Source organism: Taibaiella lutea, from assembly GCF_008629695.1.
GTDB lineage: Bacteria > Bacteroidota > Bacteroidia > Chitinophagales > Chitinophagaceae > Taibaiella > Taibaiella lutea.
The window spans coordinates 544,142-561,199 of sequence record NZ_VWSH01000003.1 but is presented as its reverse complement, the minus strand read 5'-3'; the positions used below and the strand labels follow the sequence as shown (position 1 = coordinate 561,199).

Annotated in this window: 15 protein-coding genes; 4 read left to right on the top strand and 11 right to left on the bottom strand. The window is 40.9% G+C overall.

All coding sequences use genetic code 11. The features are described from left to right. Positions 1 to 156: 156 nt before the first annotated feature. Positions 157 to 1,941: an arginine--tRNA ligase gene (gene argS / locus F0919_RS13650; RefSeq protein WP_150033325.1), complete on the bottom strand. Its 1,785-nt coding sequence runs from the start codon at positions 1,939 to 1,941 to the stop codon at positions 157 to 159. A gap of 210 nt (positions 1,942 to 2,151) precedes the next feature. Next, entirely contained in the window at positions 2,152 to 2,946 is a 795-nt protein-coding gene (locus F0919_RS13645) for a thymidylate synthase (protein ID WP_150033324.1), read from the bottom strand. A gap of 151 nt (positions 2,947 to 3,097) precedes the next feature. Between F0919_RS13645 and F0919_RS13640 the strand changes: the two genes are divergently transcribed. Continuing rightward, a complete protein-coding gene (locus F0919_RS13640) occupies positions 3,098 to 3,451 on the top strand; it encodes a CCC motif membrane protein (protein ID WP_150033323.1) in 354 nt (117 codons plus the stop codon). Positions 3,452 to 3,476: 25 nt separating this feature from the next. Then, positions 3,477 to 3,779 carry a DUF2752 domain-containing protein gene (locus tag F0919_RS13635; protein ID WP_150033322.1) on the top strand — a complete coding sequence of 101 codons (303 nt, stop codon included), beginning with the start codon at positions 3,477 to 3,479 and terminating at the stop codon, positions 3,777 to 3,779. A gap of 57 nt (positions 3,780 to 3,836) precedes the next feature. Here the strand turns inward: F0919_RS13635 and F0919_RS13630 are convergent, their stop codons facing one another. The 3 genes from F0919_RS13630 to F0919_RS13620 all read right to left on the bottom strand — a co-directional run bounded on the left by F0919_RS13630 (position 3,837) and on the right by F0919_RS13620 (position 6,939). Continuing rightward, entirely contained in the window at positions 3,837 to 6,239 is a 2,403-nt protein-coding gene (locus F0919_RS13630; protein WP_150033321.1) for an alpha-ketoacid dehydrogenase subunit alpha/beta, read from the bottom strand. A gap of 162 nt (positions 6,240 to 6,401) precedes the next feature. After that, on the bottom strand, positions 6,402 to 6,725 hold the full coding sequence (locus F0919_RS13625) for a DUF5615 family PIN-like protein (RefSeq protein WP_150033320.1): 324 nt from the start codon (positions 6,723 to 6,725) through the stop codon (positions 6,402 to 6,404). Then, positions 6,709 to 6,939, bottom strand: a complete 231-nt coding sequence (locus F0919_RS13620; RefSeq protein WP_150033319.1) for a DUF433 domain-containing protein — start codon at positions 6,937 to 6,939, stop codon at positions 6,709 to 6,711. The genes F0919_RS13625 and F0919_RS13620 overlap by 17 nt, the downstream gene beginning before the upstream one ends. Positions 6,940 to 7,107: 168 nt before the next feature. Between F0919_RS13620 and pafA the strand changes: the two genes are divergently transcribed. Continuing rightward, positions 7,108 to 8,751 carry an alkaline phosphatase PafA gene (gene pafA, locus F0919_RS13615; protein ID WP_150033318.1) on the top strand — a complete coding sequence of 548 codons (1,644 nt, stop codon included), beginning with the start codon at positions 7,108 to 7,110 and terminating at the stop codon, positions 8,749 to 8,751. Positions 8,752 to 8,817: 66 nt separating this feature from the next. Here the strand turns inward: pafA and F0919_RS13610 are convergent, their stop codons facing one another. From F0919_RS13610 to F0919_RS13600, 3 genes are all read right to left on the bottom strand, one after another. Further along, on the bottom strand, positions 8,818 to 9,195 hold the full coding sequence (locus tag F0919_RS13610; RefSeq protein ID WP_150033317.1) for a DoxX family protein: 378 nt from the start codon (positions 9,193 to 9,195) through the stop codon (positions 8,818 to 8,820). Between the two features lie 67 nt (positions 9,196 to 9,262). After that, positions 9,263 to 12,091, bottom strand: a complete 2,829-nt coding sequence (gene uvrA / locus F0919_RS13605; protein WP_150033316.1) for an excinuclease ABC subunit UvrA — start codon at positions 12,089 to 12,091, stop codon at positions 9,263 to 9,265. Between the two features lie 138 nt (positions 12,092 to 12,229). Continuing rightward, complete coding sequence (locus tag F0919_RS13600) at positions 12,230 to 12,526, bottom strand: hypothetical protein (protein ID WP_150033315.1); 297 nt, start codon at positions 12,524 to 12,526, stop codon at positions 12,230 to 12,232. A 98-nt stretch (positions 12,527 to 12,624) separates the two neighbouring features. Between F0919_RS13600 and F0919_RS13595 the strand changes: the two genes are divergently transcribed. After that, positions 12,625 to 14,646, top strand: coding sequence for a formate/nitrite transporter family protein (locus tag F0919_RS13595; RefSeq protein ID WP_216629426.1), 2,022 nt, complete (start codon positions 12,625 to 12,627; stop codon positions 14,644 to 14,646). Between the two features lie 13 nt (positions 14,647 to 14,659). Here the strand turns inward: F0919_RS13595 and F0919_RS13590 are convergent, their stop codons facing one another. The 3 genes from F0919_RS13590 to F0919_RS13580 all read right to left on the bottom strand — a co-directional run bounded on the left by F0919_RS13590 (position 14,660) and on the right by F0919_RS13580 (position 17,011). Continuing rightward, positions 14,660 to 15,892 carry an RNA polymerase sigma factor gene (locus tag F0919_RS13590; RefSeq protein WP_150033313.1) on the bottom strand — a complete coding sequence of 411 codons (1,233 nt, stop codon included), beginning with the start codon at positions 15,890 to 15,892 and terminating at the stop codon, positions 14,660 to 14,662. Between the two features lie 289 nt (positions 15,893 to 16,181). Further along, positions 16,182 to 16,523 (bottom strand): YciI family protein, encoded by a 342-nt coding sequence (locus tag F0919_RS13585; protein WP_150033312.1) that lies wholly within the window; start codon positions 16,521 to 16,523, stop codon positions 16,182 to 16,184. A gap of 26 nt (positions 16,524 to 16,549) precedes the next feature. Beyond that, positions 16,550 to 17,011: a carboxymuconolactone decarboxylase family protein gene (locus F0919_RS13580; protein WP_150033311.1), complete on the bottom strand. Its 462-nt coding sequence runs from the start codon at positions 17,009 to 17,011 to the stop codon at positions 16,550 to 16,552. Positions 17,012 to 17,058 lie beyond the last annotated feature (47 nt).

The following is a 17,058-nucleotide window of genomic DNA, read 5'->3' as shown; positions in this document are numbered from 1 at the left end:
TCCATTCATTCAAACCTAAATGAATGGAATAGAAAAGATGCTATGCGAATTTAATGAACATTCATTATGGAAAAAAATGATTTTTATAATTTGACACAAAAAAAATAGCCAAAACACGTGGCTTTGGCTATTTAAATCATTATAATTAAATGAATATTACATTTTGTTCGGTACTTCAATGCCCAACAAAGCCATTACATTTTGCAAAGTGTTTGCCGTCATGGTTGCTAACATCAAACGCAATTGTTTCTTCTCTTCACTTTCGGCATTGGCAATGCTGTGTTGCGCGTAAAATGAATTGAATGTCTGAGCAATGCGAAAGGCATAATTACATAAAGATGCCGGATTATATTCTTTCGCGGCCTGCTCCAATATTGCAGGGTATTGTTCTATCTGTAACAACAGGTCTTTTTCCAGTTGCAACAACGGGTCTTTGCCAATTGAAACAGGGCCATAAGCAATGTCATTTTTGCTTAAGATAGAACAGATACGCGCATGTGCATATTGAATAAAGGTGGCTGTAAAACCATGTAAATCGATAGATTCTTTAGGGTCAAAAATCATCTTCTTTTTAGGTTCTACACGAAGTAAATAAAACTTCAGTGCGCCCAGGCCAACCATATTATACAAATGTTCCAATTCTGCTTCTGTAAAGCCTTCTGTTTTACCTGCTTCTTCAGTCTGTTCTTTTGCCAGACGTACCATCTCTGCAATCATATCATCGGCATCCACCACTGTTCCTTCACGACTCTTCATTCTTCCTGATGGCAATTCCACCATTCCGTAAGAAAGATGATAAATGCCCTCAGCACAAGGCTCGCCCAGTTTTTGAAGAATAAGCTTCAGCACCTGCATGTGATAGTTTTGCTCATCTGCAATAACATAAGCGCTGGTGTCCATTTTATAATCGTTGTATTTCAAACGGGCGGTGCCAAGGTCTTGTGTCATATAAACGGATGTACCGTCAGCACGTAACAATAGTTTTTCGTCTAAACCATCAGCCGTCAAATCAATCCATACAGAACCGTTTTCTTTCTTGAACAAAATACCTTTTTCAAGGCCTTCCTGTACAATTTCCTTACCTAACAAATAAGTGTTGCTTTCGTAATACATCTGGTCGAAATCAACGCCCAGCTTATTATACGTAACGTCAAAGCCTGCATATACCCAATTGTTCATGGTTTGCCATAAGCGGTAAACCTCGGGGTCGCCGGCTTCCCACTTACGCAATAAATCTTGTGCATCCACTAAGATAGAAGCTTCCTTTTCAGCCACTTCTTTTTCTTTGCCTTGTGCGATTAAGTCAGCTACTTCCTGTTTGTACACATCATTGAACATCACGTAATAATCACCCACCAAATGGTCGCCTTTAATGCCTGTGCTTTCTGGTGTGGCGTCATTGGCATATCGCATCCATGCAATCATAGATTTACAGATGTGAATGCCACGGTCGTTTACCAGATTGGCTTTGATAACATCATAGCCGCTGGCTTTCAATATTTCGGAAACAGACCAGCCAAGGAAATTATTTCTTAAATGTCCAAAGTGAATCGGTTTGTTGGTATTAGGTGATGCATACTCAATCATCACTTTTTTACCATTGCTTTCTTTTCTGCCAAAGTCTTTTACACTATAATTTTCGTTCAGAAATGAAGCAAAATAATTATCAGAAATGGTCAGATTCAAAAAGCCTGCAACGGTTGAATGTGCGGTAAAAATCGGATTGTTCTGTATCAGATAGTCTCCCAAAGCTTTGCCTAAAACAGCCGGATTTTGTCGCAATGATTTTACAAAAGGAAAAAGAACAACCGTATAATCGCCTGTAAATTCAGGTTTGGTTTCATTTACAGTAATAACTTCATCAGTAACATTTGCTTCTGGAAACAAATGATTCAAGGCCTGTGCTGCAGCAATTTTTATTTGAGATACTATGGATAGCATGATTAGATATTAGACGTTAGACATTATACATCAGATAAAATATCGGACATTACATCTGAATTCAATTAATAATTTAAGGTGGCAAAGATACGAATGTTGTAGAATTGGATTTGTCTATAAAGAAGCCCGCAGATTCCACTGATTTTCACAGATTAAAAATCTGCATACATCTGCGAAGTCTGCGGGGAATATTTTTTCTAAAGACAACCTCTAAACAGCTACTGGAGCCTTAATATGCGGGTGAGATTCATAATTTTCCAATGTAAAATCATCAATCGTAAAATCAAATAAATCTTTTATTGCAGGATTTAATTTCATGGTTGGCAATGCAAATGGTTCACGTGTCAACTGCAATTTTGCCTGTTCAATATGGTTGCTGTACAAATGCACATCACCAAAAGTATGAATGAAATCACCGTATTGCAATCCGCAAACCTGTGCCATCATCATAGTCAGCAAAGCATAGGAAGCAATATTGAAAGGCACACCGAGAAAAACATCTGCGCTCCGTTGATACAATTGGCAACTTAATTTTCCGTCAGCAACATAAAATTGAAACAATGCATGACAGGGACTTAAAGCCATCTTTGGTAAATCTGCCACATTCCATGCATTGACAATCATACGGCGGCTGTCGGGGTTTGTTTTTATTTGATGCAATACATCTTTAATCTGGTCATAAACCTGTCCGTCCGCACCTTCCCAACTACGCCATTGTTTTCCATATACCGGACCTAAATCACCATTTTCATCCGCCCATTCGTCCCATATTTTTACATTGTGTTCTTTCAGGTAAGCGATGTTTGTTTCTCCCTTTAAAAACCAAAGCAATTCATGGATAATCGATTTTAAATGTAACTTTTTAGTGGTTACCAAAGGGAATCCTTTTTGTAAATCAAAACGCATCTGATACCCGAAAACGCTGATAGTTCCCGTTCCGGTACGGTCGCTTTTTTCGTTGCCGGTGTCTAATATATGTTGGAGCAGTCGGAGGTATTGTTGCATTATAAAGAGTATGGAATTACAAAAGTACAGCTTATATGAAACACAAAATTACGCCTGACAAAGTTATCCTTCAGAAATATTTTGTTTGATTCCTGCTACCGATTCGAAATTTTCACATAGTTTTAAGCACAATTTTTAAAAGTAAATATTCATGGAAAACTCTACACAACCATCAGGCCAGATATTTAACACGCCAAGGCAGGAATTGCCTAATGCTACTGCTGTTTTAGTTCTGGGCATCATTTCTTTAGTTGGTTGTTTCTGTTATGTAGTGCCGGGATTAACCTGCAGTATTATTGCATTAGTGCTCGCTTCTTCAGCAAAACGAACTTATCTGAATAACCCGGATTTATATACGGAAGGCTCATATAAAAATCTGAATGCCGGTAGAGTTTGTGCCATTATCGGCTTAAGCCTTGCTGCTGTTGGCGTTCTTATTATGATTATTTATTTTATTATGATGGGAACGATGATTTCAACGATGCCGTGGAAAAGCTTTCATTAAATTTTAATGCCTGAACTTTAGATTTATGGCAATAATTAACTGGCTGGAACATCACATGCTGACATGTCCTTTTAAGCATGTAACCAGTTTCGATTGCCCGGGATGTGGCATACAAAGGTCTTTCATAGCCCTGCTTAAAGGTAATTTCAAGGAGAGTTTTCATTTATATCCTGCATTACTTTTAGTGCTCTGTACTTTGTTAATAGTCTCAATTCATATTACGTTTAGGTTGAAAAACGGCGCTGCTTACGTAAAATATGGCTATATCATTACAACTATAGTTATTCTTATAAGCTACGGAGTTAAAATGACGCATTTAGGAAATTAAAAAGAGAGTCAACTTTTTAAAAGTTGACTCTCTTTTTAATTATTATCAGACCAAATATTACTCCGCCATCATTTCTTCAATTACCGCAGCAATATCTTCTGCATTTGGCTTGGAGAAATAATCACCATCAGTAGCATAAGCAGGACGATGGGCTTTGGCAGCAATTGTGCGTGGTGCAACATCTAAATATTTATAACCGCCCTGCAATTCCATTACCTGCTGGAACATAAATGCAGAAGCGCCTCCAGGTACATCTTCGTCAATGAAAATGATGCGGTTGGTTTTCTTTAACGATTCAACAATCTGATGCGTAGTATCGAAAGGCAGTAAAGTCTGAACATCTATTAACTCACAACTGATACCTTGCGGCGTCAGATATAAGTCCATAGCTTCCTGTATCACACGCAATGTAGAACCGTAAGAAACAATAGTAACATCTTCACCTTCCTGCAATATTTCAGGAATACCAAATGGAATGGTGAAGTTGAATAAGTTATCCGGCATCTTTTCTTTCAGGCGGTAACCGTTCAGGCATTCAATTACGATAGCAGGTTCATCGCTTTGCAATAAAGTATTGTACATACCTGCTGCTTGTACCATGCCGCGTGGCACACAAATATGAATGCCCCTGAGTGCATTGATTATCATACCCATTGGCGAACCGCTATGCCAGATGCCTTCCAGTCTGTGTCCGCGGGTACGGATAATCAACGGACATTTTTGTCCGCCTTTGGTGCGGTATTGCAAAGTTGCAACATCATCGCTTAAAGTCTGTAAACCGTATAGTAAGTAATCTAAATATTGAATCTCCGTTATCGGGCGTAAACCTCTCAAAGCCATACCCAGACCTTGTCCTACAATAGTTGCTTCTCGGATACCGGTATCTGTAATGCGCACATCTCCGTATTTCTCCTGCAGGCCTGCGAAGCCCTGATTTACATCGCCGATTTTACCAACATCTTCTCCAAAAGCAAATACAGCAGGGTTTGTAGCAAATGTATTGTCAAAGAATTTATTAAGAATTTCGAAACCATTCAATGATGAGCTTGCATCGGAATACTGAGCAGGAACAACATTAATATTGCTTACTGCTTGCGATGACTGAGAATGCAAATGCGAATTGAATTTATCTGCCGCTTCCGCTTTTAGCAAGTCGTAATAATTGCTGAGGTTACGAATCGCCTGGCTATTGCCGGGGTTTGCTTTCAATATTCTTTGAGCAGTACGTAGCACATCCTTACGAATCGGTTCTTTAATGGCAGCTAACTCCTGAATCCAGCTTGCTATAACCTGTGCGTTCGGACCACCTTCAAATACAACTTGTTGTCCTAAGTTCGAAATCTGTTGAATTTGTTGCTTAATCGGCGCTAAGAATTTATCCCAGGCACTTTGTTTTGCAGCACGTGCTTTATCTTTTGATTGCTCTTCAATAGCAGCCAGTTCGTCTTCATTGGCAATGGCATTTTCAAGGATGAATTCACGTAATTTCTTCACGCAATCCATTTCTTTTTCCCATTCCAGACGCTCTTTGCTTTTATATCTTTCATGAGAGCCGGAAGTACTGTGGCCTTGCGGTTGTGTTACTTCCTGTATGTGGAATAAAGCAGGGATATGGTGTTCGCGTACACGGGCAATACCTTTTTGAAAAGTTTCTACCAAGGCTGCATAATCCCAACCTTTAACCCTGTAAATTTCAACACCACTACCTAACTTTTCATCATATTGAAGTCCGGAAACAGACTCTGAAATAGAACCTTTGGTAGTCTGATAAGTACGCGGAACGGAGATACCGTAACCATCATCCCAGACACAAACCGCCAATGGAACCTGCAGAACACCCGCAGCATTTAAGGTTTCCCAAAAATGACCTTCACTTGTAGAAGCATCACCAATGGTACAGAAACTTACTTCATTGCCGTTATTGGAAAATTTTTCAAAACCTGTTTTAAGGCTTTCTGATTTACGATACATTTTGGAAGCATAAGCCACGCCCAATGCACGAACCATCTGGCCCGCAGTAGGAGAAATATCGGAAGTAGAATTGGGCTGTGCCATCAAATCTTTCCAATCGCCGTTTTCATCTAATGTACGTGTACCATAGTGGCCATTCATCATACGGCCGGCAGAAGCAGGTTCTTCTTTTGTATCAGGATTGGCATACAACTGAGAGAAAAATTGCTCTACATTACTCATTCCTGTTGCAAACATCAAAGTCTGGTCGCGGTAATAACCCGAACGAAAATCGCCAGGCTTAAAGTTTTTAGCCAAAGCAATTTGTCCTAATTCCTTACCGTCACCAAAGATGCCAAACTTAGCTTTTCCCGTCAAAACCTCTTTACGTCCTATCAAACTGGCTTCACGGCTTGTTACAGCTAATTCGTAATCTTTTAATACTTCAACTTTGAATTCGTCGAAAGATAGTTTCCCGTTTGCAGCAGATTTATCCTGAGTAGTTTTCATGCGTCATTAAATTGATATACCAATGATGGACAAAGGTAATCTTTAGCAGCTATCTTCCCAAATTGGCGGGTTGTCTTAGTTGATTAATTTACAATACGTGATTTTAGTCTGAAAATAGACAAAAAGATGAATTTACCTTGCGATTTAAATGTTGTGATGACTTTACGAAATCTCAATTACATTTTGCAGTTTACCGGAAGTCAGATGTTCATATAATTTTGGCACGAGCTTGGCCAACGTTTCGCGTCGGTTGTCTTTGGCACAAAGTACAAATATTGTTATTGGTAATCGATGAAGGAACTGCTGATAAGGTAAATTGCGGTCAACGGTAACAAATATTTCAAATCCGTTGTCTATCATAAGTTTTAAAAGCGTGCCATTCTTTTGACCTGACCAACCTTTATCTTTTACGGTCCATATTTCGTGTTCAGTACCAAAATCATTTTTAAGTTTTCTTGGTAAACTTTCGTCAAGTAAAATTTTCATTTAAAACTTTTTCAGTTGTCAATGTTTGTTTTGCCATTTCTAAAATAGCCACCGCCGTTTCTTTTGATACAGATGGAAAGTCATCTAAAAATTCGTTCAAGTCTTCTCCTCCTTCTATATAATCAAAAAGATTTTGAATAGGAACCCTGGTTCCGGCAAATACAGGCGTTCCGTTCATAATTTCAGAGTCGATACTCACTTGTCCGTATAACATAATTTGCTCATTTAAACTGTCTCGAAGTTACAAAAAATTAAACTGCCAATGTGGCTTCGTTAATTTGAAATTCATAAATATGTATCGATAATTGAAATTGGCAACAGAAACGTAACATTAATTATTTTCCTTTGCAGACAGATTTCCATTAAACTCAATTTTCTTCTGATGAATTTGAAACAATTATTGTCGTTATGCTGCTGCATCTTATTTATAAATCAGGCAAAGGCTCAACCCTCAACTCCCGCAAGGCCCAAGCTGGTCGTAGGTATTGTGATTGACCAGATGCGATGGGATTATCTCTACCGTTTTTATGACAAGTACGGTAATGATGGTTTTAAGCGCATGATGAACGAGGGATTTAACTGTCAGAACACAATGATACCTTATCTTCCCACCTTTACCGGTCCGGGACATACTTGTATTTATACGGGGTCTGTTCCTGCTTTTCACGGTATTGTAGCTAATGAATGGATAGATAACCGTACAGGAAAAGAATGGTATTGCGCTGAAGATACTACTGTAATCAGTGTAGGCGGAGGTAAAGCCGGATTGATGAGTCCCCGTAATATGCTGGCGACAACCATTACCGATGAGCTTCGGCTGGCTACCAACTTTCAATCCAAAACAATTGGTATTGCCTTAAAAGATCGGGGTTCTATTTTACCGGCGGGCCATTCAGCCAATGCTGCTTATTGGTTTGATGATGAAAGCGGCAGTTTTATCACAAGCAGCTTTTACGAAAATAGCTTACCTCAATGGCTGCAACAATTTAATGCGCGTAAGGTAACGGACAGTCTCTTAAAGCAGAACTGGAATACCTTGTATGATATTCATACCTATACCGAAAGCACTGCAGACAATTCTGCCTATGAAGGAGTAACCCGTGGCGAGCAGGCTCCTGTATTTCAACATATAACAGCAGGTGCAACTTATGCCGGAGCTGTCCGGGCTACACCAATGGGAAATACCCTTACGCGTATGATGGCACAAGCCTGCATAGACGGAGAACAAATGGGCAGACATAAAAATTGTGACTTCCTTGCTGTCAGCTTTTCAAGCACTGATTATATCGGGCATCAATATGGACCGAACTCTATTGAAATAGAAGATACTTATCTGCGTCTGGATAAAGAACTGGCAACTTTTTTTGCTTATTTAGACAAAACAGTCGGTAAAGGTGCTTATACCGTATTCCTTTCCGCCGATCATGGTGCTGCGCATAATCCGGCTTTTTTGAATGATAATCGCATTCCGGCAAAAGCTATTCCCCTCGAAGGTGCTGTGGAAAAGCTGAATCAATTTTTGCAAAGTCGTTACGGCAATTCCGGAATTGTAAAATCACTGATGAATTATCAGGTATATCTGAACGATAATATTATCAATACTTCCAAGTTGGACAGGCAGACGATTAAAGAAGATATTATGAACTGGTTTAAGGTACAGGATGGTGTAACTGCTGTTTTGGACTTGGAAAATACGGGCGGAAATGTAACTCCGGAACCTTTGCAAAGTATGGTAACTAACGGATATTATGCTAATCGTTGCGGTGTCATTCAGATTATCTTAAATCCTGGATGGTATAGTGGTCACGGTAGTGGCGACAACAGTACTGTTACCGGCACTACGCATGGCAGCTGGAATCCTTACGATGCACACATACCCTTACTTTGGTACGGATGGGGTATTCCTAAAGGCGAAACATTCAAGACAACTTATATGACAGATATTGCTGCAACACTGGCTGCATTGTTACATATTCAGGTACCAAATGCTTGTATAGGTAAGGTGATTGAAGAAATAAAGAAATAATGCTTCCTATAAGCAAAATAGAAATGGCGCGGCTAAAAACCGCGCCATTTCTATTTTAAAGTAAAATTAGTTTATCATTGGTTTATACTTATTCCAGTTATCGCCAATCATCCAAAGATTGATAAGCATTAAAATGGCGGGCATAACCAGATTCGCAGGAGGCAGGTTAACAAGATGGTGCAGCAAAATGCCTACCATAATCGGGAAAATAAAAACAGCCCCAAATGCTCTCGTCTTGGGAATGGCAAACAAAATGCCTCCTAATGTTTCAGTAACTCCCAACAAAGGTATCAGCCATCTTAATTTAACCATAGCACTGAACATTTCCATTTGTTCCGGCGGCATATCTTTTGGCGGCGGCATATAGTTGAACAGTTTGTTAGTGCCGGCAAACACAAACATGGCCCCGAATAAGATGCAAACAATAATTTTTACGATTCTCATATTTTTAGATTTTGAAGATAAATCTAATAAATATAAAAATCATTCGGAAACCTCCTGTCAATTAATTTTATGCTAATTCCAGTTTCAGGTATTCGCCGGTGTGGCTTCCTTCACATTTAGCGATATCTTCCGGTGTGCCGGTACACATAACCGTTCCGCCGCCATTACCGCCTTCAGGACCAATATCAATCACATAATCCGCCACCTTTACCATATCCAGGTTATGTTCAATTACCAGAACCGTATTGCCTCTTTCCACCAACCGGTCAATTACCGCAAGCAGGTGTTTGATATCCTCAAAATGTAACCCCGTTGTAGGTTCATCGAGGATATAAATGGTTTGTCCGGTATCTTTCTTGGAAAGTTCCGTTGCAAGCTTTACGCGTTGTGCTTCGCCGCCACTAAGGGTTACGGCACTCTGACCTAAAGTAATATAACCTAAGCCGACATCATTCAATGTCTTTATTTTCCGATGCAGGGAAGGTATATTTATGAAGAACTCAGTTGCTTCTTCCACCGTCATATTCAGGATATCGGAAATAGATTTGCCTTTATAACGAATTTCCAGCGTTTCCCTGTTGTATCTCCTTCCATTGCATTTTTCACAATTCACATACACATCCGGCAGGAAATTCATTTCAATCACACGCTGGCCGCCACCCTGGCAAACCTCACATCTTCCGCCTTTTACATTAAAGGAAAAACGACCTGCATTATAACCCCTGATTTTGGCTTCGGGCACCTGCGCCATCAACTGGCGGATGTCGGTAAAGAAACCGCAATAAGTGGCAGGATTACTGCGGGGTGTACGCCCGATAGGACTTTGGTCTATTTCAATTACTTTGTCCACATGCTCCAGTCCTTCTATTTTCTTGTAAGGCATGGGTTGCATCTTGCTTGCCGGGAAAGCATGATTGCTTAATATCGGGTACAACGTTTCATTAATCAAGGTACTTTTCCCACTGCCTGAAACCCCCGTTATACAAGTAAAAGTTCCTAAAGGAATAGATACCGTTACATTTTTCAGGTTATTGCCGGTCGCGCCTTTCAGCGTCAGTTTCTTGCCATTTCCCTTTCTTCTTTCTTTTGGAATTTCAATGCGGTCTTTATTATTTAAGTAACGGGCCGTTACGCTGTTACTTGCCAGAACCTCTTTGGGCGTTCCTTCTGAAACTATCTTGCCGCCGTGGAAACCCGCTGCAGGACCCATATCTATCAGATAATCCGCTGCCAGCATAATATCTTTATCGTGTTCTACCACCAATACAGAATTGCCGCCATCACGCAGGTTTTTCAAGGCATTAATCAACCGGTGATTATCTCTTTGATGCAAACCGATGGAAGGTTCATCCAATATATAAGTAATGCCCACCAATTGCGAACCAATCTGTGTAGCAAGCCTGATACGTTGACTTTCGCCGCCGCTCAATGTTCTGGAAGGGCGATTTAAAGAAAGGTAATGCAAGCCCACTTCCAGCAAAAAGCCAAGCCTGTCCCGTATTTCCACCAAAATATCTTTTGCTATGGTTTGTTGTTTCTTGTTTAATTTCTTTTCAATATCCTTAAACGATTCAAACAAATCGGCCAGAGAAAGACGTGCGTATTCCGCAATGTTTTTGTCTGCAACCTTAAACCAGAGGCTTTCTTTTTTCAACCTTGCGCCACCACATTCCGGACAATCATCCAGCACCATAAACTTCTCCGCCCAGTCACGTACATAGTCGGAAGTCGCATCATCAAACCAACGCATCATCCGGTTCAATATACCCTCAAATTCGCCGCCATCTGCCAGATAAGAATATTGGCTGTCTTCATCCGGCTGGTAAGTCAGAACGCCCTCTTCATTGCCGTAAAGCAATAAATTCATCTGATTTTCAGGAATATCACTTATAGCTTTTGTCAGGCTGATTTTATTTTTTTTGGCAAAAGCTTCTGCCTGTTGCCAGCTGCCCGCTTCGCGTTTTTCACCTAATGGCACAATACCGCCCTGCGCAATAGTTTTGGTTTTATCAGGCAAAACTTCCTCCATGCTAATTCTGTGCACCACTCCCAAACCTTTACAGGCCGGACAGGCGCCATACGGAGAGTTAAAGGAGAATGTATTGGGTGAAGGGTCTTCATAGGAAATGCCGCTTTCGGCATCCATCAAATGTTTACTGTACTGATGAATCTTATCACTTTCATGGTCCTGTACAAAAAGGAGGCCCTTACCTAACTGCAAAGCTTTTTGAAGGCTTTGATTCATGCGCACCAAATCTGCATCGTTCACCTCAAGCCTGTCGATTACCAATTCAATATCATGGATTTTGTAACGGTCCAGTTGCATTTTCTCCTTAAGCTCTTCAATCTTTCCGTCGATGCGAACCCGCACATAACCTTGTTTACGCAGTTGCTCAAACAATTCCCGGTAATGGCCCTTCCGCCCCCTGATGACCGGCGCAAGCAAAATAATTTTTTTGCCTGCAAGGTTTTCGCGGATATGATGTGATATCTCTTCCTCTGAAAAGCGCTGCATCACTTTACCGCTTTCATAGCTGTAAGCAATGCCTATTCTTGCGAATAGCAGACGCATGAAATCGTACACCTCTGTAACCGTGCCGACTGTAGAACGCGGATTTCGGTTCGTGGTTTTTTGTTCGATGGAAATAACAGGAGACAGACCTGTAATCTTATCTACATCAGGCCTTTCAAGGTCACCCATAAACTGGCGGGCATAGGCCGAAAAGCTTTCCATGTAACGCCGTTGGCCTTCGGCATATATAGTGTCGAAAGCTAACGATGATTTGCCGCTGCCGCTCAGGCCTGTAATAACTACTAATTTATTTTTTGGAATATGGACATCGATGTTCTTAAGATTGTGAACACGCGCGCCATATATTTCGATATTTTCGGACATAGGTTAAATTCCTTTGCAAATCCCGATGGAATGCATTTCGTTGGATGCTTCGTTTAGGAATGCGAATTTACGATAATGGCTCCAAACCAATATTATAATCGGATATAATAAGCATCGAGTCTTTCTATGCCTGTATTTTCAGACAATTACATTAAAGGAAAATAATAAAATTGTAACAAACAGGGTTCCCAAACCCGTCAGAAAAATAATATCTGCAATCTTTTCCAGCGTATCTCCCTTATTGAAACTGTTCCGGATAGACATGAACGACAGGATACAACTTGACATAAATAAAATGGTTGTTCCCGCCGTGATTTCATCAATAACAGTGCCATTCGTAAGCTTCATTATTTTGAGGGAAGTAAGTACTACGAAACATAATCCTAACAGATTGGAAGAGGCATTGAGTATATGCGGTGATTTTTGTTCGTTCATTGATTTTCCATTTGTTCATTAAAAATAGCGAATGTTGTTTGCTTGCTCCGGATTAAAAATCGATGATTTTTAGCAGGGTTAAGTATTTTTACAGGAATATGGTTTTTTACAACAAGAAAGACAAAGGGAAGAATCTTTTCCAGATAATGGAAATGATTAAGACGAATGCAGATAAGAATTTGTATAACATGCTCTTTGTGGAATTAATTGCAGCACTAAGGCCAAAGAAAAATATTTCTTCTGAAATCCTTATGCAGCAGTTACTGGAACAGCTCGCTCATGATAAGCAACTGGAGGAGCAATTTCAGAAAATGTTTGCAGAACTGTTTCGTACGCACGATAGCCAGAGCATTTTTACAAGTATCGGTATTTTTGAAAGTGGCACTTTTTTCTCAGAACTTTTCCGGCAGATACGGCACAGCATTTTGCCGCCGGTGGTAGATAAGCGCAGTTTAAGTCATTTACTGGAACGTGCATTCTCCAAAAAGAAAGATTATATATGGGTCAGGAGCATTCCGGATAATTTGTGGATTGAATTTTTTAAGATTGCCGCAGGTAGTTTAATAAAAGAAGATACCGGCCTGGTTCATTCGCTTACCAACACCTTGACGGAACTTTCTTTCAGAGTTTCTTACCTCGGGCTCGAATCCGAAATTTCTAATCCGTTGAAGTTGCTCAAACAAGACATCAATCCTTTTTTGGAACAGAATAAAAAGGTGCAGACACTTGTCCATTTGCTTCAATCCAAAAATCAGCAAACAGCCTTTGTGCAATCGAGCGCAGAGGATGCGATAAAGATTTTGAACGAATGTGAAAAAGTGATTGCCAATATCAGGGCCGGTACGGACAAGAACGGTACCAGTCTTGGTCAATCCTATATATTACTGCGTTGCAGCCAATTGTTGAAAAGGATTTTCATAATTATCCGTTTTCTGGCGCCGGAAGCATTGCCGCAACATGCGCTTATCAATTCGGTATCTTTTTTCAAGACCGTTGTTGAAAGCCTCAATAAGCAAAACAGCATTGCCGATTTGTACAAGAAAAATTCGGGCATGCTTGCTTATCAGATTACCGAACATAAGAGCGCTTCGGGCGAACATCTGATAACCACTTCCAGGGCGGAATACAAAGCTTTATTTTTTTCTGCCGCAGGTTGTGGTGTCATTATTTCTTTTGCTGCATTCATCAAGGTATTGTTGCAAAAGAACCATATCGCAGACTTCTGGCAATATTTCCTTTATAGCCTCAACTATGCCATTGCATTCATCATCATTTACCTGGCAGGAGCAACGCTTGCCACCAAGCAACCCGCGATGACGGCTGCTGCGCTTGCAGGTTCGCTGGACGGCCGTAAGGGTGGGGTATCGCTGAAAGGGTTTGCCATTTCTTTTGCAAAAGTGTGGCGTACGCAGTTTGTTTGTTTTGCAGGCAACCTGATTGTAGTGTTTCCTATGTCTTACCTCATATCCTTTGCCTGGCGCAGCATTATGGACATGCCGTTGATGGTGGGCGAGGAAGTGAACCATGCCATCAACGACCAAAATCCGGTGACAAGCCTTGCCTTGTATTATGGTGCACTGACAGGCGTTTGTTTATTCATAAGTGGTATTATATCCGGCTATATGGATAATAAAGCCATCTATACACATCTTAAAGAACGGCTTAAGCAACACGATGGTTTGCGTAGGACATTCAGCGCTGCAAACCTCGATAAGATTGCAAACTTTTTTGTGCACAGCCTTGGTGGCGTGGTCGGTTATATTGCTTTGGGTTTTATGTTGGGGTATTCTACGTTGATAGGTAAGTTCTTCGGCATTCCTTTCGATACAAGGCATGTTACCATTTCCACGGCCTATTATGGTTTTGGCGTGGAAAGCATCAACAATGCACTCAGCCGCAATCAATGGATATTGACCACACTTGGTATTATAGGTATCGGATTCTTCAACTTTCTGGTGAGCTTCGGTCTGGCTTTTTATGTCGCTATGCGTTCGCGTAATGTTCCTTTCAGCAGCCTTTCCACAGTAGCGCGACTGGTCTGGAAATATGTACGCAAATATCCTGTTGATTTTATTTATCCGCCCAGAGAGGACAGGAAGGAAGAGGAAGTGTTTGGGTGACGGTATAGTTTTATCAACAACCCAACGCCGCTATCTTCCTTTGAATAAGCTGTTTATCTTCCGCTGTTTTGGCAAGTTGCAAGGCCGATTCGAAATGCAATGCAGCTTTGTCTTTATTGGTGTGTTTATATAATTCACCAAGCAGCGCATGATACAAATGATTTTGTGAAAGATTCAGTTTTTCTGCCTCTGTTATAGCTTCTTCAATGCTGTTGGCTTTAGATAAAGCATAGGTTCTGTTCAGTGCAACAATGGGTGAATATTCCAGTATCAACAGTTCATTGTACAATTGCAGAATGCTCTCCCATTTTTCTTTGGTGTCCTCTTTGCAGGTATGCCAGTGGGCAATAGCTGCTTCAAGATGGTAACGCGTTAACCTGTTTCCCTGTGATGCCTGTCGCAGGAAATATTCCCCTTGTTTTATCAGCTCTTTATCCCAGAGTGTTTCATCCTGATCATCGTATAAAATCAATTCGCCTTTTTCATTTATCCTGGCATCGAAGCGGGAGGCATGAAAACTCATTAATGCAAGCAAAGCATTCACCTGCGGAAGATTGGTGCGTTCATTTTCTGTTAATAAAAAAGTAAGGCGCATGGCTTCACTGCAAAGTTCCCTTCTTAAGATGTGCTCGTTTTGCGAAGTATAATAACCCTCGTTGTACAGCAGGTATAAAGTGCTTGATACCGCATCAAGCCTATTGTTGATTTCATTAGGCAATGGCAACTCTGCCGATATATTTTCCGAACGCAGTTTTTCTTTTGCCCTGAACAGTCTTTTATTGATGGTTTCTTTATTGGTAAGAAATGCAGATGCAATTTCGTCGATACCGAAACCGCAAAGGATGCGCAAAGCCAGCGCTACCTGTGCTTCCCTTGCTATGGAAGGGTGGCAGACGGCGAACATCATTTTCAACTGGCTGTCATGAATATTTTCATCGCTCCAGTCAATTTCGGGTTCATCCGTCTGGGAAGTATTGTATTTTATTTGCGGAATGATTTTTTCCGATAAGATTTTATCACGTTTCAGGTAATTCTTTGCCTTGTTTTTTGCAACGGTATATAGCCATGCCGCGGGGTTTTCCGGCAAGCCTTTTATGCCCCATGTTTCCGATGCCTGCAGAAAAGTATCGCTTGCAATGTCTTCCGCCGTTTCGATGTGCTGCATACCGAAAGTATTACAAAGCACCGTTACAATTTTGCGGTACTCCGTGCGGAACAAATGCGGGATTAATTTTTCTTCGTTCATAAAAAGCAAGGTCGAAACATCTTTTCACTTAGCATTGAGCTCCAAAGTTCGTTCTTTAGACTAAGAAGCAAAACAATACCGTCATCTCGACCGGAATAAAAATCATACAGCGACAGCAAGTGATTTTTATGGAGTGGAGAGATATCCCAAAGGCCGAGTTAGCTCCACGTCCTGGAGATCTCTCCACTAAGTAATTTTATGGAATGAAATGGAATAAAATTACTTAGTGGAGATGACGGTGCTGCCGCTTCAAAAAATACTGCGGTCGAGATGACGGTAATGCTTAAAATTACATCGGATTGATTTCCCTTACCTCTACGCTGCCACCATTGGCAAGACCCGGGCAACCTTTGGCCATTTCGCAGGCTTCCTCAATAGTGTCTGCCTTTACGATGGAATAACCACCTACCGATTCTTTGGTTTCTGCATAAGGGCCATCAGTAATCATGGTCGTACTTTTCAGCACCTTGCCGTCATGTTGCAAACGGTTACCTCTGTCCACCAGTTTGTTTTGAGCAGCGATGCCGCCAATCCAGTCTATCCATTTTTTTGTTTCGGCCTGCATTTCTTCGGGCGAGCCTTTTGGAATATTGTTTACATCCCTGCGGTAAATAAATAAGAACTCTTTCATTGTTTATAGTTTTTAAGATTGAAAAATTATGCGAATTGTCCCGGTTGGTAACTGCCCACATCTGCACCGAATGCAATGTTAAGACGGTTATAGCTATTAATAGTCATGACGCCCAGGGTAAGGTCTATCAATTCTTTTTCGGAAAAGCGGCTGCGTGCTTCTTCATAAACCGCCTCGGGCACCTGGCCGTCTTTAATGATAGTCAGTGCTTCTGCCCAGGCCAGTGCCGCTTTTTCCCTTTTGCTGTAGAAAGGTGCTTCGCGCCATGCATTCAGCAGGTACAACCTTTGTTCCGATTCACCCATCGAGCGTAAATCTTTGGCATGCATGTCGAGGCAGAAAGCACAGCCGTTTATTTGCGATACCCTGAAATAAACCAGGTCGAGCAAGGCAGGTTCCACAGACGATTTTGCAAGATACTTACCAATCGGGTACATAGCTGCCATCGCATCCGCGCCGCTTTCCATTACTTTAATTCTTTGTGTCATATTTCGGTTCTTTTAGAGATTAAAAACATATAACAACCGGAAGAAAG